Below are 16,638 nucleotides of genomic sequence, written 5' to 3'. Positions count from 1 at the left end.
ACGTCCACCGCGCCGGAATCGACCATCACCTGGCAAGGACGCTCAATCCTCAATCATATCCTGGCCCTCCGCTCTCAGGCGAGCAAGCCCATCGTGCATTGCCTTCAATTGTTCCGGTGTATGACCCTGCCATTCACCGAGTTCACCCAGGATGAGCAACGGATCACGGGAGCGGTAGGATTTCGTCGGATTACCGGGAAATTTTTTGTCGGTCAGGTTAGGGTCATCCATAAAAAACTCCGTCGGCTTTACGATGTAAATCCTTTGACGACCGTCACCCGTTGCAAGCTCTGCTCCCCAGATGGCGGCTTCCAGTGTCTGGGTGAAATAGATCCATGACAGTGGTTTACCTCTGAAATTGGAAGGGTGGCCGACGCTCAGCAGATCCCCGGGTTTCAAATCCGCCCGGGTACCATGGTAGAACGGATCACCCTCCGTATGGTCGGCGTTTTCGGTCATCGGTAGTCCTTCTTTCAATCATGCCTCCTTCGTGGCGAGACCGGCCTGCACACAGTTGCGGTGTTCACGATAATGATTGCAGAAAGGTCAATATGCGTGACCAAGCCAACGCTGTCACGGCGGCGTTGTAGTCGGGCAGTGCCGCATCCGTGAAGAAATGTCCGCTCGTCAGAGGGGGCTACCACCGTCGCAGCGATGTTCCAGGCACTGTGACGGACGCTGCAGCCGAATGAAACCCAGACATTGACGCTGCTGCCAAATGAGGTTGCGCGGAGGTGCGAACAGATTTTGTGCTACAAGGCTCCGGCCTGTTGACGCAACCGATAATTGCCGACGTGCCCCGGCCTCGTCCAGCCATCGGGTCTGCCCCTTGCGCCCCAGACCTCCTATGCTACATGAACGCGCAAAGCGCGAAAGTCCGCGCGATCACGCCCCGCTTTCCAAGCTTCCCGAGAGTTCCATGTCCGACACGGTCGTCACCCGTTTTGCCCCCTCGCCCACCGGCTATCTGCATATCGGCGGCGCGCGCACGGCGCTGTTCAACTGGCTGTACGCCAAGCACACCGGCGGCACGATGGTGCTGCGCATCGAGGACACCGACCGCGAACGCTTCAACGAGGCGGCGACACAGGCCATTCTGGATGGGCTGACCTGGCTCGGCCTTTCCTGGGACGGTGAGGCCATATCGCAGTTCGAGCGCGCGCCGCGCCACCGTGAGGTGGCCGAGGAGCTGGTGCGCCTGGGCAAGGCCTATTACAGCTACGAGACGCCTGCCGAGCTCGAGGCGATGCGCGAGGCCGCACGCGCCAAGGGCCTGCCGCCTCGCTACAACGGCCAGTGGCGCGATCGTGCCCCCTCGGAGGCGCCTCCCGGCGTCAAGGGCGCCATCCGCATCAAGGCGCCGACCGAGGGCGAAACCGTGGTGCACGACCGTGTGCAGGGCGAGGTGCGCTTCCCCAACAAGGACCTCGACGATTTCATCATACTGCGCTCGGACGGCAATCCGACCTACATGCATGCCGTCGTCGTCGACGACCATGACATGGGCGTCACCCACATCATCCGTGGCGACGACCATCTGACCAACGCCGCGCGCCAGACGGTGATCTACAACGCGATGGGCTGGGACGTCCCGTCGATGTCGCATATCCCGCTGATCCACGGCGCCGACGGCGCCAAGCTGTCGAAGCGGCACGGCGCACTCGGCGTCGAGGCTTATCGCGCCATGGGCTATCTGCCCGAGGCGCTGCTCAATTATCTGGCACGGCTCGGCTGGAGCCATGGCGACGACGAGATCATGTCGATCAAGGACATGATTTCGTGGTTCGACATCGGCGATGTCAACAAGGGTGCGGCGCGCTTCGACTTCGCCAAGCTCGAGTCGATCAACGGCGCGCATATGCGCAAGATGGCCGATACCGAGCTGTTCGACATTTTCGTCGCCACTCTGCCATACCTCGAAGGCGGACCGGCTATCGCCGCCCGTCTCGACGATGCCAGGAAGGCGCAGCTGCTGGCCGCCTTGCCGGGCCTGAAAGAGCGCGCCAAGACGCTGGTGGAACTGGCCGATGGCGCGGCCTTCCTGTTCGTCGAGCGGCCGCTGCCGATCGACGAGAAGGCGGCAGCACTGCTCAATGCCGACGCGCGCGCGATCCTGCGCGGCGCACATGCCGCTTTGCAGACTGTTTCGGGCGATTGGTCGGCTGCCGCGGCTGAAGCCGCGGTGCGCGAGTTCGCGACGGCAGGCGGCCACAAGCTCGGCGCCGTGGCCCAACCGCTCCGGGCGGCCCTTACCGGCCGCAGCACCTCGCCCGGCGTGTTCGACGTGCTCGCCGTGCTTGGCCGCGAGGAAAGCCTGGCGCGGATTGCGGATCAAATCGATTAGGAGCGAACTGGCCCAAGAAGATTGGCATTGAAAGGCGGGTTTCGCAGTGCAACATTAGGCCTTGGCCCAATCTGGCACGCACCTCCCAAAATGCGGTGGCGAGTTCGCGCATTCCGGTGATTTCGACGTGTCGTTTGCAGGAATTGCCTTGCCGGCATGAGGAACATGAAGGAGTTTGAGAATGAGCGAAGCTGCGACAAGACTGGAAACCGGCAGCAAGACGACGCACCCGTCGACTGCCACGCTCGAACTGGCCGGCAAGACGCATGAATTCAAGGTGCGAAGCGGCTCGGTCGGGCCCGACGTCATCGACATCGGTGCGCTCTACAACACCACCGGCGCCTTCACCTACGATCCCGGCTTCACCTCGACGGCGAGCTGCGAGTCGGCGATAACCTTCATCGACGGCGATGCCGGCATCCTGCTTCACCGCGGCTACCCCATCGACCAGCTGGCCGAGCATGGCGACTTCCTCGAAGTCTGCTACCTCCTGCTCTACGGCGAACTGCCGACCAAGGCGCAGAAGGACGATTTCGACTACCGGGTAACGCGCCACACCATGGTGCACGAGCAGATGTCGCGCTTCTTCACCGGCTTCCGCCGCGACGCGCATCCGATGGCTGTGATGTGCGGCGTGGTCGGCGCGCTGTCGGCCTTCTATCACGACTCCACCGATATTTCGGATCCGTATCAGCGCATGGTCGCCTCGATGCGGCTGATTGCCAAGATGCCGACGATTGCGGCCATGGCCTACAAATACCATATCGGCCAGCCCTTCATTTACCCGAAGAACGAGCTGAACTTCGCCGCCAACTTCCTGCATATGTGCTTTGCGGTGCCGTGCGAGGAATACAAGATCAATCCGGTGCTGGCGCGCGCCATGGAGCGCATCTTCATCCTGCATGCCGACCACGAACAAAACGCCTCGACCTCGACGGTGCGCCTTGCCGGCTCGTCGGGCGCCAATCCGTTCGCCTGCATTGCCGCCGGCATCGCCTGCCTGTGGGGCCCGGCGCATGGCGGCGCCAACGAAGCGGCGCTCAACATGCTGGGCGAGATCGGCCATGTCGACCACATCCCGGAATTCATCGCCCGCGCCAAGGACAAGAACGATCCGTTCCGGCTGATGGGCTTCGGCCATCGCGTCTACAAGAACTACGATCCTCGCGCGAAAATCATGCAGAAGACGGCGCATGAGGTGCTGGGCGAACTCGGCATCAAGGACGATCCGCTGCTCGATATCGCCATGGAGCTGGAAAAGATCGCGCTGACCGATTCCTACTTCATCGAGAAGAAGCTCTATCCGAACGTCGATTTCTATTCCGGCATCACGCTGAAGGCGCTGGGCTTCCCCACCACCATGTTCACCGTACTGTTCGCGGTCGCGCGCACCGTCGGCTGGATCGCGCAGTGGAAGGAAATGATCGAGGATCCCCACCAGAAGATCGGCCGTCCGCGCCAGCTCTATACCGGTGCCCCGGAACGCGACTACGTGCCGATTGCGAAAAGGTGAAAGAGAGTGAATGGTGAATGGTAAGTAGTGAATGGTAAGTAGTGAATAGCAGGTAGTAAGTAGTAAGTAGTAAGTAGCAAGTAGTAAGTAGCAGCTTGATTATAGCGAGAGCGCGTTAATCACTATTCACTATTCACTATTCGCTATTCACTATTCACTATTCATCGTTCACTCCTTACTAAGCCCTATTCGCTCTCCCGATGTGGCGAAGAACGACATCCGCGGCGATATCGCCGGACGGCTTGTCGGTTGCCATACGCCTGGCAACTTCGGCAAAGCCGTCCTTTTGCCAGGCGCGGTAGGCGGTGTCTGAAAACAGTGCCTCGAGCTGCCGCGCCAGATAGTGCGGCCGCACATACTGGTTGTAGCTTTCCGGCACGACCGTCCGGTCGGCGATAAGGTTGGGCAAAGCGGCGCTCCACACCGTGATCAGGCTCTGCGCCATCAGCATGATCGGATCGAACTTGTAGCAAGAGATCATCGGTACACCCGACAATGCCAGTTCCAGCGAAACCGTTCCAGACGCGATCAGCGCCGCATCGGCCTTGCCGAAGGCCTGCCATTTGCGCTCGGGATCAAGGATGACCTCCGGCTCCTGATCCCAGCGCGCCACCGACGTTTTGACCAGTTCGGCGACATGCGGCACCGTCGGCAGCAACAGCCGCAGCCGGTGGCCACGCGCGCGCAGCGCCGACACCGTCTCGCCGAACGGACCGATAAGCCGGCTGACCTCGCCGCGCCGCGACCCTGGCAGGACGAGCAGCGTCTTGACGTGATCGGCCGAGAGATCGCGTGGCTGGGCTTGCGCCCTGGCCGCGCCCAGCACGCCTGGATCATGCGTGAGGCGATGTCCGACGTAAGTGCCGGGCGGGCCGCCGAGACGGCTGAGCTCCTTTACCTCGAAAGGCAGGATGCACAGTATGTGGTCGACATAGGGCTTCATCGCGGCCGCCCTACCCGGCCGCCACGCCCAGACGCTCGGGCAGACATAATGGACGGTCGGGATTGACGGATCGGCGGCGCGGACCTTTTTGGCGACGCGCAGCGAGAAATCAGGGCTGTCGATGGTGATCAGACAGTCGGGTTTTTCGGCTGCGACAGCACTTGCCGTCTGGCTGATCCGCCGCATCAGGCGCGGCAAGTCACGCAGGATGGCGCTGAGCCCCATCAGCGCGATCTCGGCGCCATCGAACAGCGGCGCCAGTCCGAGCGCCTGCAGATGCCGCCCGCCAATGCCGACGAGTTGCACCTCGCGCCCGGTCATGCGCTTCAGCGCCTGCACGATGTCGGCGCCCAGCAGGTCGCCGGATTCTTCGCCGGCGACGATGGCAATCTTCAGCGGCTTCTCAGCTGCCATGGACAGCCCCCGCAGCCGGCAGGCCGAACACGAACAGGCCGAGCGCATTGGCGTGCGCGACAACGGCGGGGCCTTCGAGGATGAGCGAACGGCCGGCTTCGACGGCAATGCCGGCGAGCCCCGCGGCATGCGCCGCCTCGACGGTCTGGGGGCCAATAGATGGCAGATCGGCACGCAATTCCTGGCCAGGCTTGGCGCATTTGACCAGGACACCGCGCGTCTTGCCGGCCAGCCTGCCATGGCCGCGCAACTGCTGCGTCCGCTCGAGCAGTCCGTGGGTGCCCTCGACGCCTTCCAGGGCAACAGTGCGGCCACCGATGGCAATTGCCGCCTGGCCAATGTCGAGCGCGCCGATGGCCTTTGCCGCCGCGTGTGCCGCCTCGATATCGCGCCAGTCGGACTTTCGCGGCACTGCTTTGGTCAGCGGCCCTTCGGCCGCGACGAGCCGGGGCACGACTTCATGCGCACCGACAACCTTGACGCCCCGTGCCTCCAGGCCGCGGGTCAATATCTTCAACAGCCCGTCATCGCCGCGGGCAAGCGCCATGGCGAGCGAGGGTATAAGTGCCAGTAGCCCAAGGTTCGGACGCATGTCGACCAACCGCGGCCTGCGCCTGATCTCGCCGGCAAGCACAAGATGGGTGATCCGCCGGCGCCTCAGCAACGCAACCAGCGAGCCGATGTCTTCCAGCGCAAGGCTTTCATGCTCATAGATTGTAAGGTCGGACTGACGGTCGGCCTGACCTTCGACCAGGATGATGACGGGCGGATGTCCGGCCTCCGCCAGGCCGGCGGCAACTTCGACCGGCAAGCTACCGCCGCCGGCAATGATGCCGACCCTGGCGTCCGGCGCAAGATCGAGGCCCGTTGAAGTGGCCTCAGCCTTCGTCATCGGCATCGTCGCCGTCGCCACCCTTAAGCGACGGGACGGCAAAATGCCGCTTGCCGCGACTGGTGATGAAATCGATGATTTTCATGGCCGTCGGCGACGACGCAAACTCGGCCTTGGCGAATTCGATGTTCTCGCCGACAGTGCGGGAGCGGTCGAAGATGGTCTTGTAAGCCTTGCGCAGCAGGTAGATTTCGGCGCGCGGCAACCCGGCGCGCTTCAGGCCGATGATGTTGAGTCCACGCAGGCTCGCGCGATTGCCCACCGCAATGGCGTAGGGAATGACATCGCCGACAAAAGCCGAGCAGCCGCCGAGAAAGGCGTTGTCACCAACACGCACGAACTGATGAACGGCGCTGAGGCCGCCAATATAAACGCTGTCACCGACCTCGCAATGGCCGCCCAGGGTCGCGCCATTGGCGAAGGTGGCGTTTTTACCGACGACGCAATCATGGGCAATGTGGGCATAGGCAAGGAAATTGCCGTTGTCGCCGACGGTCGTCTCGCCGCGGCTGGAATCGGTGCCGAGATGCATGGTCACGCCTTCGCGGATCGTGCAGTTCTGGCCGATGACCAAAGTGGTGCGGCCGCCCTTGTGCTTGGTGTTCTGCGGCGGTCCGCCCAGTGTCGCCATTGGATAGACCTTGGTCGCGGCGCCAATGGTTGTCGCGCCCAGCACCGAGACATGGCTGACCAGTTCGACGCGGTCACCGATCACGGCGTCAGCGCCGACATAGCAGAAAGGTCCTATTGCGGCGCCTTCGCCGATCTGCGCGCCGGCCTCGATGACGGCCGAGGGGTGGATTGAAGTCTGTATTTTCATGAGCATTTCGAACCGTCAGCCGGTAACCATCATTGCCGAGATCTCGGCTTCGGCGGCCTTTGTGCCCTCCACCATGGCCTCGCAGGCGAATTTGAGCAGGTTGCCGCGCATCTTGATTTTCTTGACGTGGATTTTCAACTGGTCGCCCGGGACGACCGGTTTGCGGAATTTCGCATTATCGATGGTCAGAAAATAGACCAGCGACGGCTTTTCCGTGTTGAGGTTACGGATGCAGATCGCGCCAGCCGTCTGCGCCATAGCCTCGACGATGAGCACGCCCGGCATCACCGGCTGATCCGGGAAATGGCCCTGGAAATGCGGCTCATTGATGGTCACGTTCTTGATGCCGATGGCAGAATCATTGCCGTCGATTTCGATGATGCGGTCGATCATCAGGAAGGGATAGCGATGCGGCAAAAGCTTCATCAACCCCAATATATCGACCGCTTCGAGCGTCGCCGGCACCATCTCAGCTACTTCCCCCTTCGCCCTGCTTGCGCGTCCTGGCGAGCTTCCTCAGCATGGCGATCTCGCGCATGGCTTCCGCCATCGGCTGCGCCGGATAGCCTCCCCAGATCTCGCCCGCCGGCACGTTGCTCATGAACCCGCTTCTTGCAGCAAGCTTGGCCCCTGATCCGATGGTCAAATGATCGGCAAGGCCAACGCCGCCCCCCATGGTGACACCGTCGCCGACGGTGACGGAGCCGGAAATACCAGAGAGCCCGGCAATAATGCAATTGCGGCCGATGCGAACGTTATGGGCGATCTGCACCAGATTGTCGATCTTGGTCCCCTGACCGATGACCGTATCCGACATGGCGCCGCGATCGACGGTCGTGTTCGAGCCGATTTCGACATCGTCCTGAATGATGACGCGGCCGACCTGCGGCACACGCTCAGGGCCTTTGGCGCCGCCGACAAAGCCGAAGCCGTCCTGGCCGATCCTGGCGCCGCCATGAATGATGACGCGGTTGCCGATCAGCGCGTACTGGACGCTGACACCTGGTCCGATATAGCCGTCGCGGCCGATCTGGCATGACGGACCGATAACGGCGTGGGGGGCAATGACCGTTCCGCTGCCGATGGAAGCACGCGGGCCGACGACAGCTCCGGCCTCGATGATCGCGCCTGCCTCGATATGCGCCGTGGTATCGACATGAGCTTGCGGCGAGACCCCGGTTTCGCTGGTCATCGGTCCCGGCGTAGCCGCTGTCGGGAACAGCAGCCGGCCGATCATGGCGAAGGCCTGCTGCGGGCGCGGATGCACCAGAACCGCAATGCCGGCCGGCGCCTTGCCGGCGAACTCGGCGGGACAAAACACGGCCGCCGCCTTCAGCGACTGCATCAGCGCGAAATTGCGCTTGCCGTCGACGAAGACGAGCGCACCCTCGCCGCCTTCGTTGGCTGGCGCCAACGCATCGATCGATATGTGGGCAAGGTCGGAATCGACGAGCGACGCGCCGGTCAGATTCGCGACTTCGCCGGCCGTATACCGGCGTGATGGCGCGAAGAACACCGGATCGGTCATTCCAGAAGCAATATCCAGCTAGGTCGGATCAATTCTCTTCCGGACCCCAACGGCCCGGAAGCATCGTTACCGCAAGATCAGAAGCGGCTCGACATGCCGAAGTTGAATTCCTGCACGTCGTCGGTCTTTTCCTTCTTGACGGGCATCGCGTAGTCGATGCGGATCGGGCCGAAGGGCGATGACCACAGCAAGCCGACACCAACCGACGCGCGCAACTCTAGATCAGTTGAAACTTGAGCGACGGAGTCAATCTTGCTGCCATACAGCGTTGCGGCATCAGCAAACACGGCCCCACGCACACCAAAGCTTTCCGGAATGACTGGTATCGGGAACTGAGCTTCCGCCGAAGCATTGAAATAGGTGGTGCCGCCGAGGTGGTCACCCGTTAAAGGATCCGCAGGGCCAATGCCGCCATACTCGAAGCCGCGGATCATGCGGTCGCTGCTCTGGAACTGATCGAAGATACGCAGGCCATTATCGCCATAGCCCGCAATATGGCCAGCACCGCCGGAGATCAGGCCGACCAGATCCAACTGTTCCGACAGGGTCTGGTAGACAGTCCCACGACCGGTAACCTTGACGAATTTGGCATCGCCACCAAGGCCGGCCACTTCCACAGTCGTGGTGGCGTAGATGCCTTCATGCGGGCTCTTCATGTCGTCGATGGTGTTGTAGACCAGCCCAAGGCTGACCGACGACTTGATCCACGGGCTTTCATTAATTCCCTCGACGATCGCCGGAGATATCTTGCAGTCGGCGTCCGGGGTCCCGTCGCCAGGCAGGTTGTTCGGATCGCCCGGGTCGGTAGGATTGTCATCGCAACCGTCGTCGAGCTTGTATTTCTCCTGGGCGATATTGTACGCCAGCTGGGTCGAGATGTTGTCGGTGATCGGCAGACCGAACCGAACTGTCGCGCCCAGCGTCTCGCTGTCATATTTGCTGTAATTCCGGGTCTGCTGGAAGATGTCGAAGCCGGCGGCGATACGGCGCCCGAGGAAATAGGGTTCGGTGAAAGACAGGCTGTAGTCGCGCGAATTCTTGCCACCACCCGCCGAAACCTTGATGTACTGGCCGCGACCGAGGAAGTTGCGCTCCGCGACCGAACCTTCGACGGACGGACCGGCAGTGTCACCACCGGTCGAATATCCTGCGCCGACCGAGAACTCGCCGGTCGATTTCTCGACTACGTCAACCACGAGCACGACCTGGTCTGGCTCAGAACCCGGGACAGTCGAAACGTCGACTTTCTCAAAGTAATCCAGCTTTTCCAGCCGCTTCTTCGCGCGCTGGATGAGTACCTGGTTGAAGGCGTCGCCTTCACTGACATCGAACTCACGACGAATGACATAGTCGCGCGTGCGGTCGTTGCCGCGGATTTCGATGCGCTCGATATAGGCCTTGGTGCCCTGGTCGATCGTATAGACGACCGAAATGGTGTGGTTCTCGAAGTTGCGATCACCGCGCGGCGTCACCTGGGCGAAGGCATAGCCCGAACCCGCGACCTTTTCGGTCAGCGCGATGATGGTGTCCTCGACATCCTTGGCGTTGTAGACGTCGCCCTTGTGGGTCTGAACCACCGATTCCAGCGCCTTCGAATCGACTTCGGGAATGGTGCTCTCGACGCTGACGTCGCCGAACGTATAGCGGTCGCCTTCCTGGACGGTGATGGTAACGGTGTACTGGTTGGTCGTGTCATCGAGCTCGCCGACGGCTGAGACCACCTGGAAGTCGGCATAGCCGTGATTGTAATAGAAGCGGCGCAGCGATTCCTGGTCGGCGCGCAGCTTGTCCTCGTCATAGACGTCGTCACGCAGCACGAAAGACAGGAAGCTCGAGCGCTTGGTGGCGATGACGTCAGACAGGCGGCGGCTCGAATAGGCGCTGTTGCCGACGAAATTGACGGCGGCGATCTTGGTGCGGCCGCCTTCGTTGATGTTGAAGACCACGTTCACCCGGTTGTCGCCGAGATCCATGATCTGCGTCGTGACAGTGGCGTCATCGCGGCCAATCCGCCTGTAGGCAGCCTTCACCGCCTCGACATCGGAGTCCAGCGTTGCCTGCGAGAACGTCCCGCGCGGCTTCAACTGCACGGCGACTGCCAGCGCATTGTCCTTGAGCTTCTTGTTGCCCTGGAACAGAACCTGGTTGACGACCTGATATTCGGCAACCTTGACCACCAGCGTCGAACCGACCTGATTGATCTGCACGTCCGAGAACAGCCCGGTACCGAACAGCGCCTTGACCGCATCGTCGATATCGGCGCTGGAAAACGCCTTGCCCGGCTTGATCGTGATGTAGTTGCGGATGGTGTCGGCGTCGACACGCTGGTTGCCGCTGACCTCGACTCTCGAGACAACGGCTGCCTGCGCCGCAGATGTGGCAACGAACTGCACGGCGAGCGCACCTGGTACAACCAGAGCGGCGGACATAGCCACCGCGGACGCGGCGCTCAAAAATTTGGATGCTGCCTTCATCGGGCTTTTGTACCTTTTCTCGAAGTCCCCACGGCGAGAAAACCGGACGTGCGGTAATTTCTCCTACCGTATTAACCGGATTTTCCCTACACGCAAGGCTTCTGGTTAATTTGTAATTACTTAACCCTGATGCGTGGCTTTCGCGTCACGCATACCCCCGTGCATGGTAAACGGCGTCTCAACATTGCCGGTGCTGAAGCCAAATTTCTTCATGATTTCAGCACCCAAACAGATCGTTCCAGAAGACGAAGCCCATAAATCCCAGCACCAGAAAGAGGCCGGCCCGGTATCCCATTTCCATCATCCGCTCCGATACCGGACGCCGGAAAACGGCTTCGAGTGCGTAGAACAGGAGATGGCCGCCGTCGAGGGGGGGAATCGGCAAAAGGTTCAGAATTCCGATCCCGACCGACAGCCCGGCGACGAGTTGCACCAGCCATAGGAAGCCCAGCTTTGCCGCCTGCCCCGACATCTTGGCGATCTTGATCGGGCCGCCCAGCTGGCATTTGTCTTCGCGGCCGACAACGAATCGCTGCAGGAACTGGCCGGTGCGCTGAATGACGTGCCCCGTCTCCTCGACCGCGGCGCCGACTGCTCCGACAGGGCTGTAGGTGATCAGCCTGGGCTGGCCGACATCCTTGTTGTTGACGACGCCGATGACGGCCACCTTGACCTTGTTGCCCAGCGCGTCCAGCTGCTCCATCGGCTCCGGCGTCGCGACGACGGTGACCTCCTTGCCGTCGCGCAACATGGTGAAGGTGATGGCGTCGCCGCCGCGGCCTGAGACCAGGCGTTGGACGTCGGCGAAGGTCTCAACCTTGCTGCCGTCGACGGCGACGAATCGGTCGCCTGGCAAAATGCCGGCCCTTTCGGCTGGACTGCCGGCAGTGACCGCCGCCACCATCGGCTCAAACACAGGGCGGCCGTAGAGGGAAAACAGCACGGCAAAGACGGCAATGGTCAAAAGGAAGTTGAACAGCGGTCCGGCCACCACCGTGGCGGCGCGTTTCCAGATGGGTTGCGTGTGGAAGGCGACCTTGCGTTCAGCGTCAGTCAGCGTTTCCAGATCTTCCGAACTCGGCTGGCTCGACGTGGCGCTCATGTCGCCGACGAATTTGACATAACCGCCGAGCGGTATGGCGCAGAGCTTCCAGCGCGTGCCGTGGCTGTCGTTGAAGCCGAGAAGTTCGGGGCCGAAGCCGATCGAGAAGGCCTTCACGCCAATGCCGCACCAGCGGCCGACGAGGTAATGTCCCATTTCGTGAATGAAGACGACCACGGTCAGCACGAACAGAAACGGCACCAGCGTGCCGAGGACAAAGCCTTCCGTGCTGAAAAACGCGTGAAGAATTTCGTTCAAGTCATGCCCTCAAATTCACCCGCGGCGAAAGGTGTCGCCGCGACTGTGACATCAATCCAGGCGAATCCGTGGCGTGCGCCATTTCTTCGCCGTGAAATATCACTCAAGCCGGAAACAGCCCCTGCGCCGGATGATCGGCGCCCGCCGAAATCCAGCCGATCACGTATAGGGCAAAAGCCGCCGCGACAAGCCCGTCCACCCTGTCCATGACACCGCCATGCCCGGGTATCAACGCGCTTGAATCCTTGCGGCCGTGGCGGCGCTTGACCCAGGATTCGAAGAGATCGCCAGCCTGGGCAACAATCGACAGCACCAGCGCAACCAAGGCGAGGACGCCAAGATTGCCGGCCCCGGCGGCGGCAGCCAGAAGCACGCCGGCGGCCACGCCGCCGACAGCGCCGCCAAGCGCGCCGCTCTGCGTCTTGCCGGGGGATATAGATGGCGCGAGCTTGGGCCCACCGACGGAGCGGCCGACGAAATAGGCGAAGATGTCGGTCGCCCAGACCACGGCGAACAGAAACAGGATTGCGACCAGGCCGGGATGGTCGCCGCCGCGCAGCAGCGCCAGCGATAAGCCGGACAAAGCCGCGTAGGCAAGACCGGCTGCATCCCATTGCGCCGCTCCACGCATACGGGCGCCGACAGCAGCGACCACAACCATGGCCAGGACAAGAGACAGAAGCCACGATGCCGGCACGCCTGCAACCAGGGCGACGACGAAAACCAGAAGCAGCGCTTCGGGAATGAAGCCGAGGGTCGCACCGGCCAAGGGGCGCGACATGCGCGCCCATTCATAGAAGATGACCGCCGCCATGCCGGCGCAAAGCAGGCGGAACCACAGCCCTCCCAACCAGGTCAGGCCAAGCGCTATTGCGGCCAGCACCAGCGCCGAGACGATGCGAAGCTGAAGATTGTTCATCCCGCCGCCGATCACGAGGCAGCGACATCTTGAGCGGCAAGCCCGCCAAAACGGCGCTCGCGGCCAGCAAAATCGCGCAATGCGTCGGCCAGGTGTTCGCGGCTGAAGTCAGGCCAGTAGCAAGGCAGAAAAACCAGTTCGCTGTAGGCTGCCTGCCACAGAAGGAAGTTCGACAGCCGAAGCTCGCCACTGGTGCGGATGACCAGCTCCGGATCGGGAATGCCTTCGGTGTCGAGGGCGCCGGCAAAAGTGTCTGCCGTGATCGCCTCTGCGTCGATCTCGCCGCGCACCACTGCGGCTGCGAGCTTGCGTGCCGTGCGCACGATCTCGTCGCGCCCGCCATAGTTGAAGGCGATGACCAAGGTCAGCGATTCATTGCGCGCAGTCAGCGATTCGGCCTCTTCGAGCAGGCCCCTGATGTCCGGCTGCAGCCCCGCCCTGTCACCGATGATCCTGACGCGCACGCCGTTCTGGTGCAGTTCGGCCAGATCGCGGCGGATGAACAGCTTCAAAAGCCCCATCAGGTCGCTCACTTCGGCCTTGGGCCGCGACCAGTTTTCCGACGAAAAGGCGTAGACGGTCAGGAAGGAAATGCCGAGACCGGGCGCGGCGCGCACCGTCTTGCGCAGCGCTTCGACGCCGGCGCGATGGCCGGCAAGCCGCGGCATGCCGCGCGCTTTGGCCCAGCGTCCGTTTCCATCCATGATGATCGCGACATGCGCGGGCGTTGCCATTGTCTCGCTTTCGGGCCGGTGTGGGCCGACCCTAGACCTGCATGATTTCAGCTTCCTTATCGGAAAGCAGGTGATCGATGGTGCTGATCGTTTCGTCGGTCAGCTTCTGGACCTGATCGGAGCGCTTGCGCTGATCGTCCTCGCTGATGTCGCCGTCCTTTTCCGCCTTCTTCAAGAAGTCCATGCCGTCGCGACGGACATGGCGCACCGCAACGCGGGCGTTCTCGGCGTAGCCATGCGAAATCTTGACCAGTTCCTTGCGGCGCTGCTCGTTGAGCTCGGGCAGCGGAATTCTGAGATTGGTGCCGTCGACGATCGGATTGAAGCCGAGATTGGATTCTCTGATGGCACGGTCGACCGCGCCGACCATCGACTTGTCCCATACCGAAACCGAGATCATGCGCGGCTCCGGCACCGACACGTTCGCCACCTGGTTGATGGGCATGGTGGTGCCGTAGGCCTGGACCTGGATGGCGTCGAGCAGATTGCTGGAGGCACGGCCGGTGCGCAGCGAAGCCAGATCGTGCTTGAAGGCGGCGATCGCGCCATCCATGCGCCGCTTGAGGTCGTCGAACTCACCACTCATCTTAGTCTCCTCGACCCGTTTGATCCGGGTTCAGTGCTTAGGGCCTATATTCGGACCCGCTTTCGAAAACTGATCCCCTTTTTAGGAGAGTATACTCCGGGTCACTCGTCGGCGACGATCGTGCAACGGCCGCCGCCCCGCAGAATATCGCCGAAACCACCTTTTTCGTGGATCGAATAGACGATTATCGGGATGTTGTTTTCGCGCGCAAGTGCAATTGCGGCGGTATCCATGATCGAAAGGCCCTTGTTGATGACTTCGGCATGGCTGATGCGCTCGAAGCGGGTCGCATTCGGATCCTTCTTGGGATCGGCCGAATAGACGCCGTCGACCTGGGTGCCCTTGAACAACGCGTCGGCGCCGATCTCGGCGGCGCGCAAGGCCGCGGCCGAATCGGTGGTGAAGAACGGATTGCCGGTGCCGCCGGCGAAAATGACGACCTTGCCCTGGTTCATATAGGCGGTGGCCTGGCGCTGGGAAAAACTCTCGCAAAGTTCGGGCATGGCGATGGCCGACAGCACGACGGCATCGACGCCGATCTTGTTCAGCGAGGTGCGCAGCGCCAGCGAGTTGATGACGGTGGCCAGCATGCCCATGTGGTCGCCGGTGACGCGGTCGCCGCCCTTGGATGCCACCGCCACGCCGCGAAAGATATTGCCGCCGCCAATGACGACGCCGACCTCGATGCCAAGTGCGCGGGCTTCGGCGATGTCGGCGGCGATTCGGTCGACCACCGAGACATCGATGCCGAAATGCTGCTCGCCCATCAACGCTTCGCCCGACGCTTTCAGCAGGACACGTCGATAGAGGGGCTTTGCCGTCATCTGGACCTCGTCATTGTTGCGTGTGGCAGCCTGGGCAGGCCGCCCTCGCGCGGGCGCCGCCGCTGGCGCGATGCCGAGTTCCGATACACGAAGGGCGCCGCGATGTCACGCGGCGCCCCTCGCCCAATTCCGCCTTCCCGTCGCGGCCCGTCAGTTGCTGGTGATGCTGACGGCGTCGCCCTCGACCAGCAGCGGCGGCGCATAACCCAACGGCTTGTCGCCGGTCACGGCGCCGCCGGTAACCCGGGCTTGTATGTCGGAACCGAAATAGGCGTACGGGAATGGCGGCGGTGTCTTGCTGACCGTATCCAGCCGCGCGCGAAGCTCGGCGGGTAAAGTGAAATCCAACGCCGCCAGATTGTCCTGCAACTGCGCCAGCTTGGTGGCGCCAAGAATCACGGTGGCGATGCCCGGTTGCGTTGCCACCCAGTTGAGCGCGACCTGCGCCATGCTGCGTCCGAGTTCGGCGGCAACTTTTTCGAGCTCCGCCACGATCGCCCAGTTGCGCTCGGTGAACTTCTGGAACCCCGGATGAGTGGTGTTGCGAAAGCCGTCGAGCCGGCCGGCATGGCCTTCCTGCGTCGGCCGGTACTTGCCGCTGAGCAGCCCGCTGGCCAGCGGGCTCCACACCATGATTCCTGCGCCATGGCGGGTGCCGAAGGGCACGAACTCATTTTCGATCGAACGCTCCACCAGCGAATATTCAAGCTGCAGGGCCGACACCGGCTCGTAGCCGCGCCACTCGGCGATCGTCTGCGCGCGGGCAGCATACCAGGCCGGCACATCGGACAGGCCGACATGGCGAATTTTGCCCGCACGCACGAGATCATCCATCGTGCGCATGACCTCCTCGGCCGGCGTCAGCCCGTCCCAGACATGGAGGAGGTAGAGGTCGATATAGTCAGTGCCCAACCGCTTCAGCGAGGCGTCCACGGCGCGCAAGATGTTCTTGCGGCCATTGCCACCGGCGTTCGGATTGCCGGGCTCCGCGTTGAAGGTGAATTTCGTGGCGATCACCGCTCTGTCGCGCAAGCCTCGCTCGGCGATGAATTCGCCGAGCCAGGTTTCGGCTGTGCCGCCGGTGTAGAGGTCGGCGGTGTCGAAGAAATTGCCGCCGGCCTCGACATAGGCGTCGGCCATGGCGCGCGCGGTTTCCCTGTCCGCGCCCCAGCCCCATTCGGTGCCAAAGGTCATGGTGCCCAGTGCCAGCCGGCTGACGCGCAGGCCGCTGTTGCCCAGTGTGTAATAGCTCATGGTCATGGTGTTTTTCCTATCCTGTTTCTTGAC

At 62.3% G+C, this 16,638-nt stretch carries 15 protein-coding genes; 2 read left to right on the top strand and 13 right to left on the bottom strand.

Annotation, left to right across the window (positions count from 1 at the left end; translation table 11 throughout):
• Positions 1-42: 42 nt before the first annotated feature.
• Positions 43-459, bottom strand: a complete 417-nt coding sequence (arr, locus tag AC3EML_RS20150) for an NAD(+)--rifampin ADP-ribosyltransferase (RefSeq protein ID WP_023684701.1) — start codon at positions 457-459, stop codon at positions 43-45.
• A 460-nt stretch (positions 460-919) separates the two neighbouring features.
• Between arr and gltX the strand changes: the two genes are divergently transcribed.
• Together gltX and gltA are read left to right on the top strand one after the other, a co-directional pair.
• Positions 920-2,344, top strand: a complete 1,425-nt coding sequence (gltX, locus tag AC3EML_RS20145) for a glutamate--tRNA ligase (protein ID WP_023715818.1) — start codon at positions 920-922, stop codon at positions 2,342-2,344.
• Between the two features lie 181 nt (positions 2,345-2,525).
• Positions 2,526-3,857, top strand: a complete 1,332-nt coding sequence (gltA, locus tag AC3EML_RS20140; protein ID WP_023671037.1) for a citrate synthase — start codon at positions 2,526-2,528, stop codon at positions 3,855-3,857.
• A gap of 178 nt (positions 3,858-4,035) precedes the next feature.
• On the opposite strand, the gene lpxB is transcribed toward gltA, so the two are convergent.
• The 12 genes from lpxB to AC3EML_RS20080 all read right to left on the bottom strand — a co-directional run bounded on the left by lpxB (position 4,036) and on the right by AC3EML_RS20080 (position 16,611).
• On the bottom strand, positions 4,036-5,214 hold the full coding sequence (gene lpxB / locus AC3EML_RS20135; RefSeq protein ID WP_352520313.1) for a lipid-A-disaccharide synthase: 1,179 nt from the start codon (positions 5,212-5,214) through the stop codon (positions 4,036-4,038).
• A complete protein-coding gene (locus tag AC3EML_RS20130) occupies positions 5,204-6,106 on the bottom strand; it encodes an LpxI family protein (RefSeq protein WP_352520312.1) in 903 nt (300 codons plus the stop codon). The genes lpxB and AC3EML_RS20130 overlap by 11 nt, the downstream gene beginning before the upstream one ends.
• Positions 6,093-6,926, bottom strand: a complete 834-nt coding sequence (gene lpxA / locus AC3EML_RS20125; protein ID WP_023706235.1) for an acyl-ACP--UDP-N-acetylglucosamine O-acyltransferase — start codon at positions 6,924-6,926, stop codon at positions 6,093-6,095. The genes AC3EML_RS20130 and lpxA overlap by 14 nt, the downstream gene beginning before the upstream one ends.
• Positions 6,927-6,941: 15 nt before the next feature.
• Positions 6,942-7,394 carry a 3-hydroxyacyl-ACP dehydratase FabZ gene (gene fabZ, locus AC3EML_RS20120; RefSeq protein WP_023684696.1) on the bottom strand — a complete coding sequence of 151 codons (453 nt, stop codon included), beginning with the start codon at positions 7,392-7,394 and terminating at the stop codon, positions 6,942-6,944.
• A 1-nt stretch (position 7,395) separates the two neighbouring features.
• The gene (lpxD, locus tag AC3EML_RS20115; RefSeq protein WP_023671032.1) at positions 7,396-8,454 is read right to left on the bottom strand and encodes a UDP-3-O-(3-hydroxymyristoyl)glucosamine N-acyltransferase; all 1,059 of its coding nucleotides are present in this window, start codon (positions 8,452-8,454) and stop codon (positions 7,396-7,398) included.
• Between the two features lie 77 nt (positions 8,455-8,531).
• A complete protein-coding gene (gene bamA, locus AC3EML_RS20110; protein WP_352520311.1) occupies positions 8,532-10,928 on the bottom strand; it encodes an outer membrane protein assembly factor BamA in 2,397 nt (798 codons plus the stop codon).
• Between the two features lie 217 nt (positions 10,929-11,145).
• Entirely contained in the window at positions 11,146-12,288 is a 1,143-nt protein-coding gene (rseP, locus tag AC3EML_RS20105) for an RIP metalloprotease RseP (protein WP_023688578.1), read from the bottom strand.
• Between the two features lie 103 nt (positions 12,289-12,391).
• Positions 12,392-13,207 (bottom strand): phosphatidate cytidylyltransferase, encoded by an 816-nt coding sequence (locus AC3EML_RS20100; protein ID WP_023684692.1) that lies wholly within the window; start codon positions 13,205-13,207, stop codon positions 12,392-12,394.
• Between the two features lie 11 nt (positions 13,208-13,218).
• Entirely contained in the window at positions 13,219-13,941 is a 723-nt protein-coding gene (locus AC3EML_RS20095) for an isoprenyl transferase (protein WP_488505299.1), read from the bottom strand.
• Between the two features lie 31 nt (positions 13,942-13,972).
• Positions 13,973-14,527, bottom strand: coding sequence for a ribosome recycling factor (frr, locus tag AC3EML_RS20090; RefSeq protein ID WP_023671027.1), 555 nt, complete (start codon positions 14,525-14,527; stop codon positions 13,973-13,975).
• A 101-nt stretch (positions 14,528-14,628) separates the two neighbouring features.
• A complete protein-coding gene (gene pyrH, locus AC3EML_RS20085; RefSeq protein ID WP_023671026.1) occupies positions 14,629-15,351 on the bottom strand; it encodes a UMP kinase in 723 nt (240 codons plus the stop codon).
• A 150-nt stretch (positions 15,352-15,501) separates the two neighbouring features.
• Positions 15,502-16,611, bottom strand: coding sequence for an aldo/keto reductase (locus AC3EML_RS20080; protein WP_023829642.1), 1,110 nt, complete (start codon positions 16,609-16,611; stop codon positions 15,502-15,504).
• Between the last annotated feature and the right edge of the window lie 27 nt (positions 16,612-16,638).

It is taken from the genome of Mesorhizobium sp. P170090 (assembly GCF_057786115.1).
The sequence above is the reverse complement of the archived record's forward strand: the minus strand, read 5'-3'. Positions and strand labels throughout refer to the sequence as shown.